Origin of the sequence: Mesorhizobium sp. 2RAF21 (assembly GCF_052115345.1) — a bacterium.
GTDB lineage: Bacteria > Pseudomonadota > Alphaproteobacteria > Rhizobiales > Rhizobiaceae > Mesorhizobium > Mesorhizobium terrae.
On the sequence record NZ_JBFRGM010000011.1, the window covers coordinates 199,531 to 215,977 of the forward strand.

The 16,447-nt window shown below is 64.2% G+C and carries 13 protein-coding genes; 7 read left to right on the forward strand and 6 right to left on the reverse strand.

Annotation, left to right across the window (positions count from 1 at the left end):
* Nucleotides 1-338 precede the first annotated feature (338 nt).
* From AB4136_RS19315 to AB4136_RS19335, 5 genes are all read right to left on the reverse strand, one after another.
* Nucleotides 339-2,153, reverse strand: coding sequence for a DEAD/DEAH box helicase (locus AB4136_RS19315; protein ID WP_024923596.1), 1,815 nt, complete (start codon nucleotides 2,151-2,153; stop codon nucleotides 339-341).
* Nucleotides 2,154-2,666: 513 nt separating this feature from the next.
* Nucleotides 2,667-5,318, reverse strand: coding sequence for an FtsX-like permease family protein (locus AB4136_RS19320; RefSeq protein ID WP_024923597.1), 2,652 nt, complete (start codon nucleotides 5,316-5,318; stop codon nucleotides 2,667-2,669).
* On the reverse strand, nucleotides 5,318-5,998 hold the full coding sequence (locus tag AB4136_RS19325; RefSeq protein ID WP_024923598.1) for an ABC transporter ATP-binding protein: 681 nt from the start codon (nucleotides 5,996-5,998) through the stop codon (nucleotides 5,318-5,320). The genes AB4136_RS19320 and AB4136_RS19325 overlap by 1 nt, the downstream gene beginning before the upstream one ends.
* Nucleotides 5,991-6,653, reverse strand: coding sequence for an ABC transporter ATP-binding protein (locus tag AB4136_RS19330; protein WP_024923599.1), 663 nt, complete (start codon nucleotides 6,651-6,653; stop codon nucleotides 5,991-5,993). The genes AB4136_RS19325 and AB4136_RS19330 overlap by 8 nt, the downstream gene beginning before the upstream one ends.
* 1 nt (nucleotide 6,654) lies before the next feature.
* Nucleotides 6,655-7,185 carry a hypothetical protein gene (locus AB4136_RS19335; RefSeq protein ID WP_244431121.1) on the reverse strand — a complete coding sequence of 177 codons (531 nt, stop codon included), beginning with the start codon at nucleotides 7,183-7,185 and terminating at the stop codon, nucleotides 6,655-6,657.
* A gap of 306 nt (nucleotides 7,186-7,491) precedes the next feature.
* Here AB4136_RS19335 and AB4136_RS19340 point away from each other — a divergent pair, with 306 nt between their 5' ends.
* Entirely contained in the window at nucleotides 7,492-8,454 is a 963-nt protein-coding gene (locus AB4136_RS19340) for a hypothetical protein (protein ID WP_024923601.1), read from the forward strand.
* Between the two features lie 27 nt (nucleotides 8,455-8,481).
* Here AB4136_RS19340 and AB4136_RS19345 read toward each other — a convergent pair whose 3' ends face one another.
* Entirely contained in the window at nucleotides 8,482-9,606 is a 1,125-nt protein-coding gene (locus tag AB4136_RS19345; RefSeq protein ID WP_024923602.1) for an aminotransferase class I/II-fold pyridoxal phosphate-dependent enzyme, read from the reverse strand.
* A 224-nt stretch (nucleotides 9,607-9,830) separates the two neighbouring features.
* Between AB4136_RS19345 and AB4136_RS19350 the strand changes: the two genes are divergently transcribed.
* The 6 genes from AB4136_RS19350 (at nucleotide 9,831) to AB4136_RS19375 (ending at nucleotide 16,429) form a co-directional block, all read left to right on the forward strand.
* The gene (locus tag AB4136_RS19350; RefSeq protein WP_024923603.1) at nucleotides 9,831-11,267 is read left to right on the forward strand and encodes an aldehyde dehydrogenase family protein; all 1,437 of its coding nucleotides are present in this window, start codon (nucleotides 9,831-9,833) and stop codon (nucleotides 11,265-11,267) included.
* Nucleotides 11,268-11,432: 165 nt separating this feature from the next.
* Entirely contained in the window at nucleotides 11,433-11,903 is a 471-nt protein-coding gene (locus tag AB4136_RS19355) for a cupin domain-containing protein (RefSeq protein WP_137900846.1), read from the forward strand.
* A 10-nt stretch (nucleotides 11,904-11,913) separates the two neighbouring features.
* Nucleotides 11,914-13,434, forward strand: coding sequence for an argininosuccinate lyase (gene argH, locus AB4136_RS19360; RefSeq protein ID WP_171020952.1), 1,521 nt, complete (start codon nucleotides 11,914-11,916; stop codon nucleotides 13,432-13,434).
* A gap of 112 nt (nucleotides 13,435-13,546) precedes the next feature.
* Nucleotides 13,547-13,846 carry a (2Fe-2S)-binding protein gene (locus AB4136_RS19365; RefSeq protein ID WP_024923606.1) on the forward strand — a complete coding sequence of 100 codons (300 nt, stop codon included), beginning with the start codon at nucleotides 13,547-13,549 and terminating at the stop codon, nucleotides 13,844-13,846.
* Between the two features lie 2 nt (nucleotides 13,847-13,848).
* Complete coding sequence (locus AB4136_RS19370) at nucleotides 13,849-15,282, forward strand: NAD(P)/FAD-dependent oxidoreductase (RefSeq protein ID WP_137900848.1); 1,434 nt, start codon at nucleotides 13,849-13,851, stop codon at nucleotides 15,280-15,282.
* Nucleotides 15,266-16,429, forward strand: a complete 1,164-nt coding sequence (locus AB4136_RS19375) for an NAD(P)/FAD-dependent oxidoreductase (RefSeq protein ID WP_171020953.1) — start codon at nucleotides 15,266-15,268, stop codon at nucleotides 16,427-16,429. The genes AB4136_RS19370 and AB4136_RS19375 overlap by 17 nt, the downstream gene beginning before the upstream one ends.
* Nucleotides 16,430-16,447 lie beyond the last annotated feature (18 nt).

Below are 16,447 nucleotides of genomic sequence, written 5' to 3' on the forward strand. Positions count from 1 at the left end.
GGGCTATTTCCGGCCCCTGATGGAAGTGCTTGAGCGTGACAGCACGGTGTTGCAGTTCCTGGAAGACTCACTATCGCCAGTTGGCCACGCGTCGCTGCGATAGCTGGCTGCCTCGGCTTCTCTGGAAAACGAGATCGAGAAGAATTGCCGCGTACTACCATGCTACGAGAGCCCGCCGCTCTTCGTCAGCCGCGACCGGCATTTCCTCCCCGAAACATCCAACCGCGCGCTGGAAATCAACCCGGATGAGCTACACACCTATGGCGGTGGCTATACCAAATACGTCGAGCGAACTGGCCAAGAAACGCCAGCCGGCACGGATGACCGCACCCCACGCCTCAGCCTGGACGCTTCGGCTTGCCCTTGTGCTTGCGGTCGCGATCCGCAGGCGCGGCCTGGCCGCGGTGCGCGGGCTTCTTGCCCGGCTTTCCGCCCTTATTGAACTCCGGCTTGGCGCGCTTGCCGAATTTCGGCTTCGCCCGCCACGATGTCTCGCGCGCCTCACCGGCCGGCGCGATGACGATGCCTCGTTCGAGGCTGCCGGGCTGGCTGATCTGCTCTCTGAACCCCGCCGCCTTGTCGGCGGAAATCTCGAAGCGAGTTTCCATGTCGTCGATCCGGATCGAGCCGACATCGCGTTTCGAGACGCCGCCGGCCCTGCAGATCATCGGCAGAAGCCATTTCGGGTCGGCGCGCTGCTTGCGCCCGAGCGACAGCGTGAACCAGACGCCGCCCTCCATGTCCGGGCGTCGCGGTTCGGCGTCGCGCCTTTCGTCGATCCCCCTTTCGCGGTTTTCCTTGTCGCGTTTGGGCTTCCTCGCCTGCATGTCGTGGACCGGCAGCGGCAAGAGGTCCTCCGGCACCGGGCGGACGGAAAGCTGCTGGCGCAGGAAGGCCGTGGCAATGCGCTCCGGACTTGCCTTCGTCAGCAGTTCCGCCACGAACGCCGCTTCCGCCTCGTCCGGCTCGGCGGCGACAAGCGCCGCGTCGAGGATCTGGGTGCGATAGCGGGTCTCGATCTCGGCGATGCTAGGCGCGCCACGCATTGTGGCCGACAGCTTGGCGAGCGCCAGCACACGCTGCGCGGCACCGCGCCTGGTCTCGGGAACGATGAGCACGCAGACGCCTTTTCGGCCTGCACGCCCGGTGCGGCCGGAGCGGTGGAGCAGGGTCGCTGGATTGCTCGGCACATCCGCGTGGATCACGAGGTCGAGGTTCGGTAGGTCGATGCCGCGCGCCGCCACGTCGGTCGCCACGCAGACATGAGCGCGACCGTCGCGCATCGACTGCAGCGCGTTCGAGCGCTCCGACTGCGCCATCTCGCCCGACAGCGAGACGACCGAGAAGCCGCGATTGGCCAGCCGCGCGGTCAGGTGCCGCACCGCCTCGCGCGTATGGCAGAACACCAGCGCACTGGCGCTGCCGGAATCCAGCAGCGTGTTGATGACGGCATGTTCGCGCTCGTCGCGCCGCACCAGCATCACCTGGTACTCGATGTCGGCATGCTGCTCGGTGGAAGCGGTCGCCGCGATGCGCACCGCGTCCTTCTGGAAATTCCTGGCAAGTTCCGCGATGCCACGCGGCACGGTTGCCGAAAACAGCAGTGTCCGGCGCTCATCGGGCGCCGCGCCGAGGATGAATTCGAGGTCGTCGCGGAAACCGAGGTCCAGCATTTCGTCGGCCTCGTCCAGCACCACGGCGCGCAACGCACCAAGGTCCAGCGCGCCCTTGGAGATATGGTCGCGCAGGCGTCCCGGCGTGCCGACGACGAGATGGGCGCCGCTGTCCAGCGCGCGGCGCTCCCTGCGCATGTCCATGCCGCCGACGCAGGTCGCGATCCTGACCTCGGCTGCCGCGTAGAGCCAGTCGAGTTCCCGCTGCACCTGGATGGCGAGTTCGCGTGTCGGCGCGATGATGAGGCCGAGCGGCCGCCCGGCAGCCGGAAAGCGTTCGGCGCGCCCAAGCAGGGTCGAGGCGATCGCGATGCCAAAGGCAACCGTCTTGCCCGAGCCGGTCTGCGCCGAAACCAGGAGGTCGGCCTCGCCATGCCCGCCATTCGCCATCTCCATCTGCACCGGCGTCAACTGGTTGTAACCTTTCGCCTCGAGGGCGGAAGCAAGCGCGGGGTGTATGGGCAATGCGTCGTCGGTCATGATCATGGTCTCTGTGTCGATGCCGCATAGCACGGCATCCGCGAAGTTGTAATGAGCGCTCTTCGTCGCGATTGCCACCGCGATGATCGTTCGGGCGAAGACTGCCTTCGGTTGATGGCGAAACTGGGCTAACAGCTGGGATGAGGGGCGACGCTGTCGTTCACGTTGCAGCAAAAGTAAGTCGGTTTTGGACTGATATAGACGTAGCGGTGCGCCTCATTCCCTGGCTGACGCTTACAGTAGCCGTGTGCAGTTGCGTCCGGCATACGAGCCCGCCCTTGCACGTGCATATCTTCAAACTGACGATAGTAAAAAAGGCCTGACCGGGACATTAGGCCAAGGTGGCGAAGGACGTTAAGCGGGAGTGACGACAAACCCAGGCAAGCGGCCTTGCTTTGGCGAATTCAGCGATCAGATAACCCACGACAAAATTGAAGAGCATGCGCTCGGTGCGGGACAAAATAAGAGGTCCATCGGCGCCTTTCCGTTCCCCTAGGATGACAGCTCGAGACTTCAGAAGTCCCGCAAATATTCGGCGTCATGACCGGCCGACGGTCTTGCGAACAGCACGGCAGCGCCGACCGAAACGGCCACGAGACACAGAACGACGCCAAGATAAAGCCAGGGGATCGACAGCGCCTCGGGCGGCGGATCGAACACGCCGGTCAGAAGCTTCACCAGCATCCACGCTATGACGACACCGGACAGGAGGCCGAAGACAAACCCTCCGACGATCACGACAATAGCCTCGCCCCATAGAAAGGCCGCCAATTGTCCGGGTTTTGCGCCGACGGCGTTGAGGATGGCGAAGTTCCTGCGGCGTTCAATGAAACCCAAAGCCAGCATGAGCCCGGCGGCTGCGGCTGCCATAACAACGGCGAAGGCGAGCTCGATTGTCGTCAGCCCGCCAAGATCCACAGCGGTCAGGCTCGAACCGATGAGGTGGGCTGCCTGACCGATGTTCGTGACTTTCAGGGATGCATCGGCCTTGAGCGCCCCCCTCACCTGTTGCGCCAGCATGGTGGGATCGCCCTTGGCCTTCATCAGCACATATTCGGCGGCGTCCGTGCCGGTCACGCTGGCGATGTAGGCGGCATTGGCGACGAGGAACGAGTCCCTTGGCGCGGTCGGGAATTCGCGCGCGACACCGATGAACTTGAAGGGCACCGGGTGATACTGATGGTCGCGAGAATCGAGGAGCCTAAGGTTGATCGTGTCGTCCTCCTGGAGCTGGAAATCCTTCACGGTTTCTTCCGACACCAGAACGCCGTTGGGCGTGGCGTCAAGTTTTGCCAGAACAGTGGCGGCACTGCCGCCGCTGAAGTAGGCATCGGACAGGCTGGTCGCGCTTCCGATACGCGCGGGGTCGATGCCATAGAGATCCTGAAGGTCGGCACCGACATAGGCGAAGCGATGTTGCATGGGTTGCGCGAACGCCGTTGCCGACAGCGAGGCCAGTATCGCCAGGTGCGAACCGGCCGGCTTGTCGGCCGTGCCGAACACGGTGACATCCGATCCGTTTGTCAATTCGGCATCGACGCGCGCCTGGGCGTTGTATGTGGTGTTGAAGATCGCCGTCGACGTGGCGAAGGAAATCGCCAGCGCGGTCATGGCGATGCCAATGGTCAGGCGTCGCGACTGCCTCGACAGTGCGGCCGAGACGATCGCCGCCAGCGGGCCGGCGGCAGGCCTCACGATCGTGCGCAGCACCGGGCCATTGCGCGCGACGACATTGGCCGAAAGCCGCATGGTCAGCAGCGCAGCACCCAGCCAGAACAGCGCGGGTGCGATGAAGGCCTTGTAGTCCACGGATGTCGCGGCGACGCCTTCGGGCGCAAGGACGACCTGGTATCCGGTACTCGCCGACAGCCAGAAAAGGAGCCCGGCGGCAACGAGCAGCAGCACATCCAGCCATAGCCGCCGCCACAGCGGCGTCTTGTAGCGCTCGACCGAGCGGCGCGCCGTATTGGGATCATTCCGGCGCAGTTCCCACCACACGGGCAGCAGGAAGGCCGCGAAACCCAGGAGCAGGCCGGTCAGAACGGCGAGCGCAAGCGCCGGGTCGGCGATGGCGGCCCTTGCACCCATACCTGGAACGGCAAGGCCGAACAGCAGCGCCGCCACCGTCCCCAACGCCGTGCCGCCAACCGCCGCGACAGCGGCCTCGGCGGCAGTCAGCGAGAGGATTTGTTGCGTCGTGGCGCCGCGGACACGCAGCAGTGCCTGTTCGGCGCGCCTGCGTGCGGCGCCCGAGGCGGTTATGGCAAAGGTCAGCGCCACCGCCAGCGCCACGCCAGGCAGGCCGAGGAACAGAAACAGTACCGAGGCGTAGAGCGCGTCCGAGCGTACCGCGCCGAGGCGCGAGCTGAGGTTGTCGGCGACCAGCGCCTGGCCTGCGACCCTGGCCTCGAAATTCTTCTCCATGCCTGTCACGACAGTGAATGCCGAAACCGGTTCGGCCGGCAGGACGTCACGCGCCAGCCGCACATGCAGTTGCAGGCGCGCGGTGTCCGGGCGCGCCTGGCGCTGCGCGTCGAACAGGCTTTCCCACTGGCCTTGTGGCAGTATCAGCACATTGTCCGGCGGCGCTTGCGGGGCAGCCTGCGACGGCAGGCCAACGACCTGGAACAGCGAGTCGGCATCGGGCAGGTCGACCACGCCAGCGATGATGACGTCGACCGGCGCAAGTCCGATGCGTTTGATCGTCACCGTGTCTCCGGGACCGACGTGAAGATTGGCGGCTGTCTGCTGCGCGATGAGGGCGCCCCTGCTGCTCCCGGACAGGGGGCGGATCTCGGCGGGGAAGTCGCTTGCATAATCGCCGTCGAAGGCGATGACCTGGCCCGGCCCCGTAGTCTGCGTGGTGCCCCCGGTCTGCGCCTGGAAGCCGTCGATATCGGCGAATTGCACGCGGTGAACGGCCTTGACCCGAGAGGTCTCGGCCAGTGCCTTGCCGATCGCATTAGCATCGGCGCCAGGTATCACCTGGACCTGCCAGTCGACGGGCACGGTCGATATCGCGCGCGCGGTCATGGAAGCGCTCGCGTTGAGAAGGAAAAGCACCATCGACACCAACAGCGCCGTCGCCAGGGCAACGCCCGCCGCCGCGCCCGCGACGCGCAGCTGTCGATGGGCTAGAACGCCCCTGATCCACAGGAGCAGCATCAACTTGCCCCGGTTTGAAGGGACTGCAAGGTCAGCCGGCCGTGCTCCATGGTCCAGCGCGTTGCCATCCTGGCGGCGACAGCCTCGTCATGCGTGGCCACCACAAGCGCAATGCCCGTATTTTCCAAGTGGCTGAGCACGGTATCGAAGAAGAGCTGGGCGGTGACGCTGTCGAGTTGCCCGGTCGGTTCATCGGCAAGGATGAGTTTCGGTCCGATGGCGAGCGCTCTTGCCATCGCTATGCGTTGCGCTTGCCCGCCGGATAATTCCTCCGGCAGCTTGTCCGCCAATTCGTCAAGGCCGAAGGTGTCCAGCAGAAGAGCCGCAGTTCGGTCGGCGGAACTCAGCTCTCCGGCCAGTATCATCGGCAAGCTTATATTTTGCGCAGCGGTCAATGCGGGAAACAGGCTGGGCGACTGGAAGACGAAGCCGATCCAGCGTGGCCTTAAGTCCTCGAACGGGCCAAGGCCGGGCCATTCGATCTGCCCGTTGGTCGGCCGGTCCAGGCCGCCAAGGATGTGCAGCAGGGTGGTCTTGCCGCTGCCCGAAGGTCCAACCAGGGCGATGCGGGCGCCTGAGTTGATTGCACAGTCCACATCGCGGAGCACCGTCGTACGTCCGGCGGTTCCGTCTGGGAAGTCACGGCCAATACCGCTTGCAACAACAAGCGTTTCATCCATTTTCGACCCTCCCGTCCTTCAGCCGGACGATGCGGTCGGCTCGTTGCGCCAACGCCTTGCTGTGAGTGGCGAGCAGCGTTGCCAGTCCTGCGGCGCGCCTTGCTTCGAACTGGGCAATCAGCCGCAGCTCCGTGTCGCGATCGACTTCGGCGGTGGGCTCGTCTGCCACGAGGATGGGCGGGTCGCAGGCCAGGGCGACCGCAAGACCGGCGCGCGCGGTCTCCCCGCCGGAAAGCTCGGTTGGAAGCGCCCGAGCCCGGGCCACAAGCCCCACGCTGTCGAGCAGCGGCGCAATCCGCTTTTCGTCCGGCTTGCCGGCCAATTGCATCTGGAGGCGGACATTCTGCTCCACGGTGAGGTGCGGAAACAGATTTCCGGATTGCAGCAGAATGCCAAAATTCGCCCTGCGCAGGCGCGCCCGGTTGGCCTGCGAACGACGGGTAAGCCTTACGCCAGCCACCTCGACATGGCCGCCGTCCGGCTCATCCAGTCCGGTCAGACAGGCCAGCAAAGTGGATTTGCCGCTGCCCGAAGGACCGGTCACCGCGACAATCTCGCCGGCACATACCTGCAGGCTGACGCCGCGCAGCGCCGCTGTCTCGTCGTCACCGATGTGGAAGAAGCGATAGAGCTCGTACGCATCCAGCGCGTGCATGTCACTTCCACCGGAAGGATTGGGACATCAGTTGCCACTGGTCGACATTGTCAGCACCCTTGGGCGCGTAAAACTCCAGCGTGACCAACTTGCCGTCCTTGAAGAACAAATAGCGTTCGTTCTCCAGGCGAACCTGCTTGTTGGTCACCGGATTGAGCTCCGAGTTTGTTGAGTAGACGATACGGATCGCTGCTCCGGCCGGAAGAGCCTCCGCCTTCACCGAGCTCACTGTGACCGCGCGTTCGGCCTTTTCGAGTTCCGGAACATAGGTCGTCTTGGCGGCCGCGACGGTCGGCGCTGCATCGGCCTTCGCCACAGAGACGACGACGCCGTCGAACTTGTCGACGAAACTCGCGCCATCGGCGCGGTCCGAGCGCGCCCAGCCTTCGGGAACCTTCAGCGTGAACCCCTGTGGCGCCGCATAGTCGATGAACACCTGCGTATCAGGAATGTCGCCGGGCGGGTTCTTTTCCATTGGAACTGGCTTTTCGACGGCAAGCGCCGAAGTAGCCTCGACCGCAACAACCAACACGCCCGCCACCCCCAGGCAGATTGTAGCGGCAAGGATGGGGACAATCCGAGCAATCCTGCGAAGCCTGTTTTCCATCGCTGCGACCTTTCGAATGGAACGGACACAAGCTCAGAATGCCGCATCAAGATTACGGCCAGTTCGTCCAGTTTATACGGATTGGTAAGGTTCGGGGTAGCCGAACTGCATCGACGCCGGCTTTGTCAGCGGACCGCTGACGATGACCGTGAAATTCTGTTGTTCCCACATATTCGACAGAAAATAGCGCCGACAGAAGCTATGACGGGCGACCAGGTTCGGGAGGCTGAAATGACCGCTGTCATACATCTGTCTGAGATCAAGCAGGCCCTATCGGGCATCGACGTCATTGCGGAAATGGAGACCGCATTTGGCCTTTATTCGCAAGGTCTGGCCACAGTGCCGCCAGTCGGCGAATTGCTGTTCGACCAGCCGCCGGGCGAGATGCATATCAAATACGGCGCGGTGCGCGGCGACGGCGTCTTTGTCGTCAAGATCGCCACAGGCTTTTATGAAAACCCATCCATCGGCCTCCCCTCTTCCGGCGGCGTGGTCCTGGTGTTCAGCGCCAACGACGGCAGACTCCTGGCCATATTGCAAGACGAGGGCCACCTCACCGACATACGCACTGCCGCAGCCGGTGCGGTGGCCGCCAAATGGTTGATGCCGGCCGAACTCGAATGCATCGGCATTTGCGGCTCGGGCAATCAGGCGCGGCTGCAGGCGCAGTTCCTGCGCGAGGTGACACTGTGTAGAAATGTGCTGATCTGGGCTCGGAATGCCGAGAACGCCAAGAATTGCGCGGCCGACATCGCAGCGCTTGGCTTCGTTGCGAGGACCGCGGCATCGCCGGCAGAACTTGCCGCACACGCACGCCTTATCGTCACAACGACCGCTTCAAGGACACCGTACCTGATGAGCGGCGACGTCCGGCCGGGCACGCACATCGTGGCGATGGGCGCGGACACGCCTGAAAAATCCGAAGTCGATGCCGCCTTGCTGGGCAAGGCGGCAAGCGTCATCGCCGACAGCCACTCGCAATGTTTCGAACGCGGTGAGATCCATCACGCCATCGCCCGCGGTTTGCTTTCGCCGGAGCGCGTGCTGGAACTTGGCGCGGTCATCTCGGGACCGGACCGCCTTTTCCGGCAGGTCGCCGATATTTCCATCGTCGACCTTACCGGCGTCGCCGTTCAGGATATCGTCCTCGCCAAGGCCGTGTGCAGGAAGCTCGGTGTTCTCGCCACCGCTTGAGCCATTTCCGGCCTCACAGCACTGCCGTCACGCGGTCGCGAATTCATCCTGGAGAAAACGGTCGATGCGCTGCAAGGCGTCCCGGAAATGGTCCGGCTCGCCGCCGATGCCAAGGCGCAGATGCCCCTCCATTCCGAACCAGCTGCCCGCGACCGCAAACACGCTTTGCGTTTCGCGCAACCGACGGCAGAAATCATCCGACGAGACCGGAAGGTCGTAGCGCAGGAAGGCCATCGCGCCTGCCTGCGGCGGCACCCAGCTGAAGATCGCCGAGCGCACCGCTACCCACCGCGACAGCTGATCGAGATTGCGGGCGAGAAGGCGCCGGTTGCGCGCCACGATCCGTGCACGCTTTTCCGGCTGCAGGGCAAACAGCGCGATGCGCTGCCCAAGCGCGTTGCTGCCGATCGTCGTATAATCCTGCCGCTGCATCGCCTTCTCGATGATGTCCTTTGACGACACGATCCATCCGATGCGCAGCCCGGCCAGCGCCATCGCCTTCGCCGTGCCGCCGGTAATCACGCCGGCTGGAGCGGCCGCGAAAAGCGTTTCGGTCTCCGGGCCAGCGAGTTCCGCGCCGCGATAGATTTCATCGGCATGAAGAGCGATGCCGTGACGTGTCGCAAGCAACGCCAGTCCTGACCGTTCGTCGGCCGAAAGCACGCCGCCGGTGGGGTTGTTGGGGTTGCAGACCGAGATCAACCTGGTGTTGGGCGTGATCGCCCGCGCCACCTCGTCGAGATCGAGCATCCAGCGGCTGCCGGAAAGCCTGAGTGGCACCTGATGCACCTTTGCGCCGAGCGCCTTCGCCAGTCCCGGCAATTGCATGAAGTTGGGCGTGATGATGATGGCTTCATCACCGTTGTCGAGCAGGCTCATCACCGCCAGCATGTTGGCCTCCGACGACCCCGTCGTGACGAGCACATTGTCGGCGCCGGCACCGGGATAGCGCGCGGCGATCGCTTCACGCAGCGCCGGCTCGCCTTCGGTGTGGCCATAGCCCAGCGGCAGATCGACCAGCGCTTCGATCTCGTGCGGGTCGAGCAGTTCCCGCATCGTGAAGGGATGCAGCCCGCTCTCGGTCAGATTGTATTCGACCGTGTTTTCCCAGATCGACTGGCTGCGTTCGAGTTCGAAAAGGTCAATGCGCATATCGGGTCCCATCGCGAGTGCATTTTCGCCGCAAACCGACGCGGCGTGTCGAGAAGCCAAGCTAATGCCAGTCGGCGCAAGGTTAGCCCGAAGCTTCCGGCGCCATGGCAGAAGATGTCCGAGCCCCGCATGGCAATGACAGCATATTCTTCCACGCCCGCGCCATACAGAGGCGCGCGGCTTTCGCATTTCGAGCGTGCCGCTGTTCACAGCGAGGTTCATGCATGCCACAGGTCAGGAACAACTATATCGACGGGGCCTGGCGTTCAGCCGAGCACTTCAGCGAGGGCCGCAACCCCTCCGACACCACCGAGGTTATCGGTCGCTTCGCAATGGCCACCGCTTCCGACGTTCACGACGCGGTGGCGGCTGCCCGCAAGGCACTGGGCGATTGGAAGGAAACGTCCCCCCAGCAACGCTTCGACATTCTCGACAGGGCGGCCGACGCGATCGCCCGGCGCACGCAGGAACTGGCGACATTGCTGGCGCGGGAAGAAGGCAAGACCTTGCCGGAAGCCGTCGCCGAGGTGACGAAAGCCGCCCATACCTTCAAATATTTCGCCGGTGAGGCGGTGCGGCTTGCAGGTGCCAGTTTGCGTTCGGTGCGCAAAGGCGTCGACGTCGATGTCCGGCGCGAAGCCGTCGGTGTGGTCGGACTGATCACACCCTGGAATTTTCCATTCTCGATCCCGGCCTGGAAAAGCGCGCCAGCGCTGGCCTATGGCAACTGCGTCATCCTCAAGCCGTCGGAACTGACCAATGCGATTGCCTGGGAACTGGCCAGCATCCTGCATGAAGCCGGCGTGCCGCGCGGCGTCTTCCAGATGGTCATGGGTGGCGGTGATGTGGGCTCGGCGCTGGTCGCCGATCCCGGCGTCGACGCCATCAGCTTCACCGGCTCCGGAGCCGTGGGCGGCAAAATAGCTGCGCAAGCGGTGGTGCGCGGCGCCAAGCTGCAGCTCGAATTGGGTGGCAAGAACCCGCTGGTGATCGCCGATGACGCAGACCAGGACAAGGCCGTCGATGCCGCCGTGCGCGGCGCCTTCTATTCGACCGGGCAACGTTGCACGGCATCCAGCCGCATCATCGTCGATGCGGTCGTCCACGATTCCTTTGTCGAGCGGCTGGTGGAGCGCACCGCAAAACTGCGTGTCGGGCACGCGCTCGACGCTACCTCCGACATCGGTCCGCTGGTCAGTGCGGCGCAGTTGCAGCGCGTGTCGCGTTATGCCGAGGCCGCTCCCTACGACGGCGCCCACCACGCCTTCGGCGGCCGCGTGCTCGAGGCGCCGGCCAATGGCCACTATTTCGAACCGGCGATCTTTCTCGACGGCGACATGCGCCAGAGCATCAACCGCGAAGAGGTTTTCGGGCCGATCGTCTCGGTTTTCAAGGCAACCGACCTCGATGATGCAATACGCATTGCCAACGCCACCGAGTTCGGTCTCAGCGCCGGCATCTTCACTGGCTCGCACGCAAAGGCCCGCGCCTTCATGCGTGCCAGCAACAGCGGCATGGTGATGGTCAATTTGCCGACCGTCGGTTCCGATTATCACGTGCCCTTCGGCGGTCGCGGCGCTTCCGCCTATGGGCCGAAGGAAATGGGGCTCGGCGCTGTCGAATTCTTCACCCAGACCAAGACCGCCTACATCGCCGACTGACATCACGGCAGGGGCTGTCCGCCCACGACAGCTTCTGCTGCTCGCCCGGTCAAGGTGACAAAAGCCGCCCTCCCCGGCAGCGGAAACGGGAACTTGTTCTGCGCGCCGTGGCCTATCGTCAAGGCAATCCCGCCCGACGGGCGGATGCATCAAAGAGGAACACGAATGTCCAAACCGCCTCGCGTGATCGATCCGGAAAGCATCGAGCCCGATACACGATCGACATATCCGGAGCATCTACAGGAACCCGTCAAGGGGCGCGGCAAGCGCCGCCTGGGTTCCCTTGCCGGACTGAACAATCTTTCGGCAGTCCATGTCGAATTGCCGAGCGGTTGCGCATCGTCCCTCAGGGTCTGGCACAGCCACGAGGACGAACTCATCCTCGTTCTGGAGGGCGAGATGACGCTGATCTCGGACCAGGGCGAGCAGCTCGTTCGCCCCGGCCAGGCCATTGGCTTTCCCGCCGGCGAAGCCAACGGTCACCAGATCGTCAATCGTAGCGAAGCAAGGGTGGTGTTCGTCGAAGTGGCAAGCTTTGACGAAGCCAATGTGTCGACCTATCCGGACGACGATTTGTTGCAGATACCGGACGGACGCGGCCGCCGCTTCGTCCGCAAGGACGGCACCCCCTATTGAGGTCCGTCCCATGCAATCGAAGGTTTCGCCACGCCTCGCCGAGCCGCTCGCTCCCGAAATTCTCGAGCTCATCTTCCGGCCGCGCATAGAACGGGAACTGGCTCTCGGCATCGATGATCTGTGCGCTGTCAACGAGGCGCATCTGGTGATGCTGGCCAGGACCGGATTGGTCGAGCCGGCGGTCGCGAGCGACCTTGCCGAGGCGTTGTCCGGCATTCGCAGGGATGGCGAGGACGTCATTCCCCGCGATCCGGCCCGCGAAGATGGCTACTTCAACTTCGAGGCGCTGCTGATGGCGCGCGCGGGTGCCGAGACCGGCGGGCGGCTGCACCTCGCGCGCAGCCGCAACGACATCAACGCGACGCTCGATCGTCTGGCGATGCGGCGGTTGGTTCTTGACCTTGTCGAGAAAATCATTGCGTTGCGGCGCGCCTTGTTGCGCCGGGCCGAGGAATTTGCCGACACCATCATGCCTGGCTACACGCATATGCAACCGGCGCAGCCGATTACCTTCGGCTTCTATCTGACAGGAATTGCGCAGGCGCTGGCGCGTGACGCCCTGCGCCTCTTCCATGCTTTTCACGCGGCCAACAGTTCTCCCCTCGGCGCCTGTGCATTCGCCGGCACCTCTTTCCCGATCGACCGGCAATTGGTTGCCGAGCTGCTTGGCTTCGACAGGGTCCATCTGCATGCCCAGGATGCGGTGGCATCGCGCGACTATGCGTGGGACGCGGCGGTGGCCGTCCTCGGCTTGGCGGCCAATTGGGGGCGCTTCGCCCAGGACATGTATATCTGGGGCACGCAGGAATTCGGCCTCGTTCGTTTTCCCGACAGCATCGCCGGCACATCGAGCATCATGCCGCAGAAGAAGAATCCCGTGGCGGTCGAATATCTGAAGGCGAGCTCCGGCGAGGTGATCGGCGGGCTGACGGCAACATTCGCCATCCTCAAGGGCGGTCATTTCAGCCACGCCGGCGACACCGGCCGTTCCTCGCTGGCGCCGCTTTGGCCTACACTGCGATTGGCCGGCAACGCGCTGACCATTACCCGCCTCGTCGCCGAAAAAATCGAGCCTTGTGTCGAAACGATGCGGCAACGCGCCGGCGCCGGTTTCTCCACGGCGACCGATCTTGCCGACTGCCTGGTGCGCGAGGGGCGTCTGTCATTTCGCCAGGCACATCACATCGTAGCGGATCTGGTGCGCAATGCGCTGGAGCGTGGTTTGAAACCGGACGAAATCGAATATGGCGACGCTCTTGCGGCCATCGAGCGGGAACTCGGCCACCCGCTCGCCATATCCGAGGAAGCCATCATGCAGGCGCTCGACCCCGGTCGCACGATCGAGGCCCGGCGGTCAGTGGGAGCGGCTTCACCGGACGAGACTCGTCGCATGATCGAGACTGCACATGCCGAAATCGATCGCGACCAAGCCAAGCTCGACGCGTTGCATGCGCAACTTACATCGGCGCGGGAGCGGTTGGACGAGCAACTCATCCAGTTGCGGCAAGCAAATCGTCCCTCATCAAATTGACGCAGCAGGCAGCCGATCTTTGGAAGAATCTGTTCGTGCCGACGCGTCATTTGGAAAAGGTTGCGAGCCAACGACCGCTAGGTTGTCCTCGTTATTTTCGAGTTGTGATCCGATGACAGGCAGCAGTGCAGGACAGTTTATCCGCTTGGGCGAGACCGGCCGGGCGCCGGTCGAAATCCGCATCGACGGCGAGAGCGTCTCTTGCCTCAACGGCGATACGCTGCTGACTGCGATGCTGCTTCATGGCAGGCATCTGCGGCATTCCGAATTCGGCGATGGGCCGCGCGCCGGTTTCTGCAACATGGGCGCCTGCCAGGATTGCTGGCTGTCGCTTGCCTCGGGCGAGCGGGTTCGCGCCTGCACCACCCAGGTCCAGCACGGCATGGACGTGCTGACGCGCGAGGCAAGGTGATCATGGCAGGCAACGATCGGATCATCGTGGTGGGCACCGGCCCGGCAGGTTCGCGGGCGGTCGAAACACTTCATCGCGCCGGATGCCGCAATCTCACGGTCATCAGCGAAGCACCGGCGAGCGGCGGCCAGATCTACCGGCGCCAGCCCGGCGGATTCCAGCGCCCGCCAGCCAGCCTTTATGGCGACGACGCGCCAAAGGCGGTGCGTCTGCACGACATGTTCGACGCTCTTGCCGGCAAGATCGACTATCGGCCGAACACGCTGGTCTGGAACATCTTCGACGGCGCCGTGCACACAAGCGACCAATCCGGCACTGGCAGGCAGGAATTCGACCGGCTGCTGTTGAGCACCGGTGCGATGGACCGGATTATCCCGATCCCGGGATGGACCTTGCCCGGTGTGTTCACGCTCGGCGGATCGCAAATCGCGCTAAAGAACCAGGCCTGTTCCATAGGACGCGCCGTGGTCTTCGCCGGCACCGGGCCGCTGCTCTATCTGGTCGCCTACCAGTATGCGAAGGCCGGCGCCAATGTCGTGGCGGTGCTCGATTCCGCCCCCTATCTCGACAAGGTCCGTGGCGCGCCGTGGATGGCCCGTGCACCCAAAATGCTGCTGCGCGGCCTCGCCTATCGCCGCTATCTCTCGCGTAAACGCGTCATGCTGCGCGAAGGCGTGCGGCTGCGCTCGGTTGAGGGCACGGAGAGCGTGCAGGGTATCCGCTTCAGCGCTGGCGGTCGCGACGATTTTATCCCGTGCGATGCTGTCGGGCTCGGTTTCGGGCTTACCCCCGAAATGCAGCTTGCCGAGATTGCCGGATGCCGCACCCGCTACGACAAAGCCAACCGACAGTGGGTCGTCGCGCACGATGGCCAGGGACGCGCGGGCGATGGCATCTATGTCGCGGGCGACGGCAGCGCAATCGGCGGCGCCGATGTCGCCGAACTCGCCGGCGAGCGCGCGGCTCTAGCGCTGCTTGCCGACATCGGGTTGCCATCATCGAAGACACGGATGCGCCAGATCGGGCGCGAACTTGGTCGCCTGGCCACCTTTCGCAAGGGCGTCGAGACGAGCTTTCCCTTTCCCGCCGACTGGATTGGCGAGGCGCCCGACGAAACCATCCTGTGCCGCTGCGAGAACGTCACCTTCGGCGAGGCCAGGGCCGCCATCGCCAAGTTCGAGCCACGGGAGGTCAACCGGTTGAAGGCGCTCGCCCGGCCCGGAATGGGACGCTGCCAGGGCCGCGTCTGCGGACCTGTGCTGGCCGAATTGCTTGCGGCGACGACCGGAAAGCCTCTCGATCAGGTCGGCAAGCTGCGCGGACAAGGGCCGGTCAAACCCATCTCTTATGGAAGCGCTTGCGGTCAGGCCGATCCTCAGATCGACGCCTGGATGCGCGCCGGTGAAAAAAGCGAAGCCGATGACACAAGTTTCTGAGACGGACGTCATCATCGTTGGCGGCGGCATCGCCGGCGTCTGCTCGGCCTATTATCTCGCCCGGCGCGGGGCGCGTGTCACGCTGTTTGAACGCGGCGCCGTCGGCGCTCAGGCCAGCGGCGTGAATTTCGGCGGCCTGCGCACCAATGGCCGCGCCGAACCCGAACTGCCGCTCAGCCTGCGCGCCTTCAGCCAATGGCGCAAGATCGAAACCCTCGTCGGCGAAAGCTGCGAGACGGAGATCACCGGACATATAGAGATCTGCGACCGGGCCGAGCACATGGCCGACGTCGAACAATGGGCCGCCATGGCTGGCGGCCACGGCGTCGGCGCGCAATTGCTGACGGGAGCGGACGTTGCGCGACGTTTTCCCTGGATCGGCACGAAGGTGCTCGGCGGATGCTTCGTTGCCGGAGACGGCGCCGCCAATCCACGGCTGGTCACGCCGGTCTTCGCCGTCGCCTCGCGCAAACTCGGCGCCGACATCCGCGAGCACGACGCCGTGCGAACCGCCCATCACGATGGCGCGTGCTTCCAGATCGAAAGCGAAACCGGGACCAGGGTTCGTGCGCCGACCCTGATCAATGCCGCCGGTGCCTGGGGCGCGCGCCTCGCCGCGCTATTTTCGGAGGTCTTTCCGCTCGACGTGATGGTCCCGCAAATGGTGGTCAGCGAGCCATTCCCCCGCACGGTCACGTCGACGGTGGACTACCCGGTCAACGGGCGCTTCTTTTATGCCCGGCAGATCGGGCGGGGAAATCTTCTCTTTGGCCGGGGTCCGGGTCGCGCCGACCTCGACACCGGCCGCGCGAAATACGTGCCTCAGAACCTGTTCGACGTGTCGCGCATCGCCGTCGATGTGCTGCCGTTCCTGCGCGGCCGCAATTTCATCCGCACCTGGGCCGGCATCGAAGGCAAGTCGCCGGATTCGCTGCCATTCCTGGGCAGGAGCCGCATCGTCGGCGGACTGATCCATGCCTTCGGTTTTTCCGGGCACGGTTTCCAGCTCGGCCCCGGCATCGGTGAAGTGGTCGCTGAACTGGTGCTTGACGGCCGTACATCGACACAGATCGAAGGTTTCGATCCCTACCGGTTCGACAAGGGTCCGGATGCCGTCGGCACGACTCCTCTCGCCCAAATCGCCTGAAACGAGGCGGTTCGGGCG

What these genes read in the sequence shown, in the direction of transcription:
- AB4136_RS19365 (WP_024923606.1), top strand. Translation starts at nt 13,547, where the DNA reads ATGACAGGCAGCAGTGCAGGACAGTTTATCCGCTTGGGCGAGACCGGC.
- AB4136_RS19375 (WP_171020953.1), top strand. Translation starts at nt 15,266, where the DNA reads ATGACACAAGTTTCTGAGACGGACGTCATCATCGTTGGCGGCGGCATC.
- AB4136_RS19350 (WP_024923603.1), top strand. Translation starts at nt 9,831, where the DNA reads ATGCCACAGGTCAGGAACAACTATATCGACGGGGCCTGGCGTTCAGCC.
- AB4136_RS19320 (WP_024923597.1), bottom strand. Translation starts at nt 5,318, where the DNA reads ATGCTGCTCCTGTGGATCAGGGGCGTTCTAGCCCATCGACAGCTGCGC.
- AB4136_RS19315 (WP_024923596.1), bottom strand. Translation starts at nt 2,153, where the DNA reads ATGACCGACGACGCATTGCCCATACACCCCGCGCTTGCTTCCGCCCTC.
- AB4136_RS19355 (WP_137900846.1), top strand. Translation starts at nt 11,433, where the DNA reads ATGTCCAAACCGCCTCGCGTGATCGATCCGGAAAGCATCGAGCCCGAT.
- AB4136_RS19340 (WP_024923601.1), top strand. Translation starts at nt 7,492, where the DNA reads ATGACCGCTGTCATACATCTGTCTGAGATCAAGCAGGCCCTATCGGGC.
- argH (WP_171020952.1), top strand. Translation starts at nt 11,914, where the DNA reads ATGCAATCGAAGGTTTCGCCACGCCTCGCCGAGCCGCTCGCTCCCGAA.
- AB4136_RS19330 (WP_024923599.1), bottom strand. Translation starts at nt 6,653, where the DNA reads ATGCACGCGCTGGATGCGTACGAGCTCTATCGCTTCTTCCACATCGGT.
- AB4136_RS19325 (WP_024923598.1), bottom strand. Translation starts at nt 5,998, where the DNA reads ATGGATGAAACGCTTGTTGTTGCAAGCGGTATTGGCCGTGACTTCCCA.
- AB4136_RS19370 (WP_137900848.1), top strand. Translation starts at nt 13,849, where the DNA reads ATGGCAGGCAACGATCGGATCATCGTGGTGGGCACCGGCCCGGCAGGT.
- AB4136_RS19345 (WP_024923602.1), bottom strand. Translation starts at nt 9,606, where the DNA reads ATGCGCATTGACCTTTTCGAACTCGAACGCAGCCAGTCGATCTGGGAA.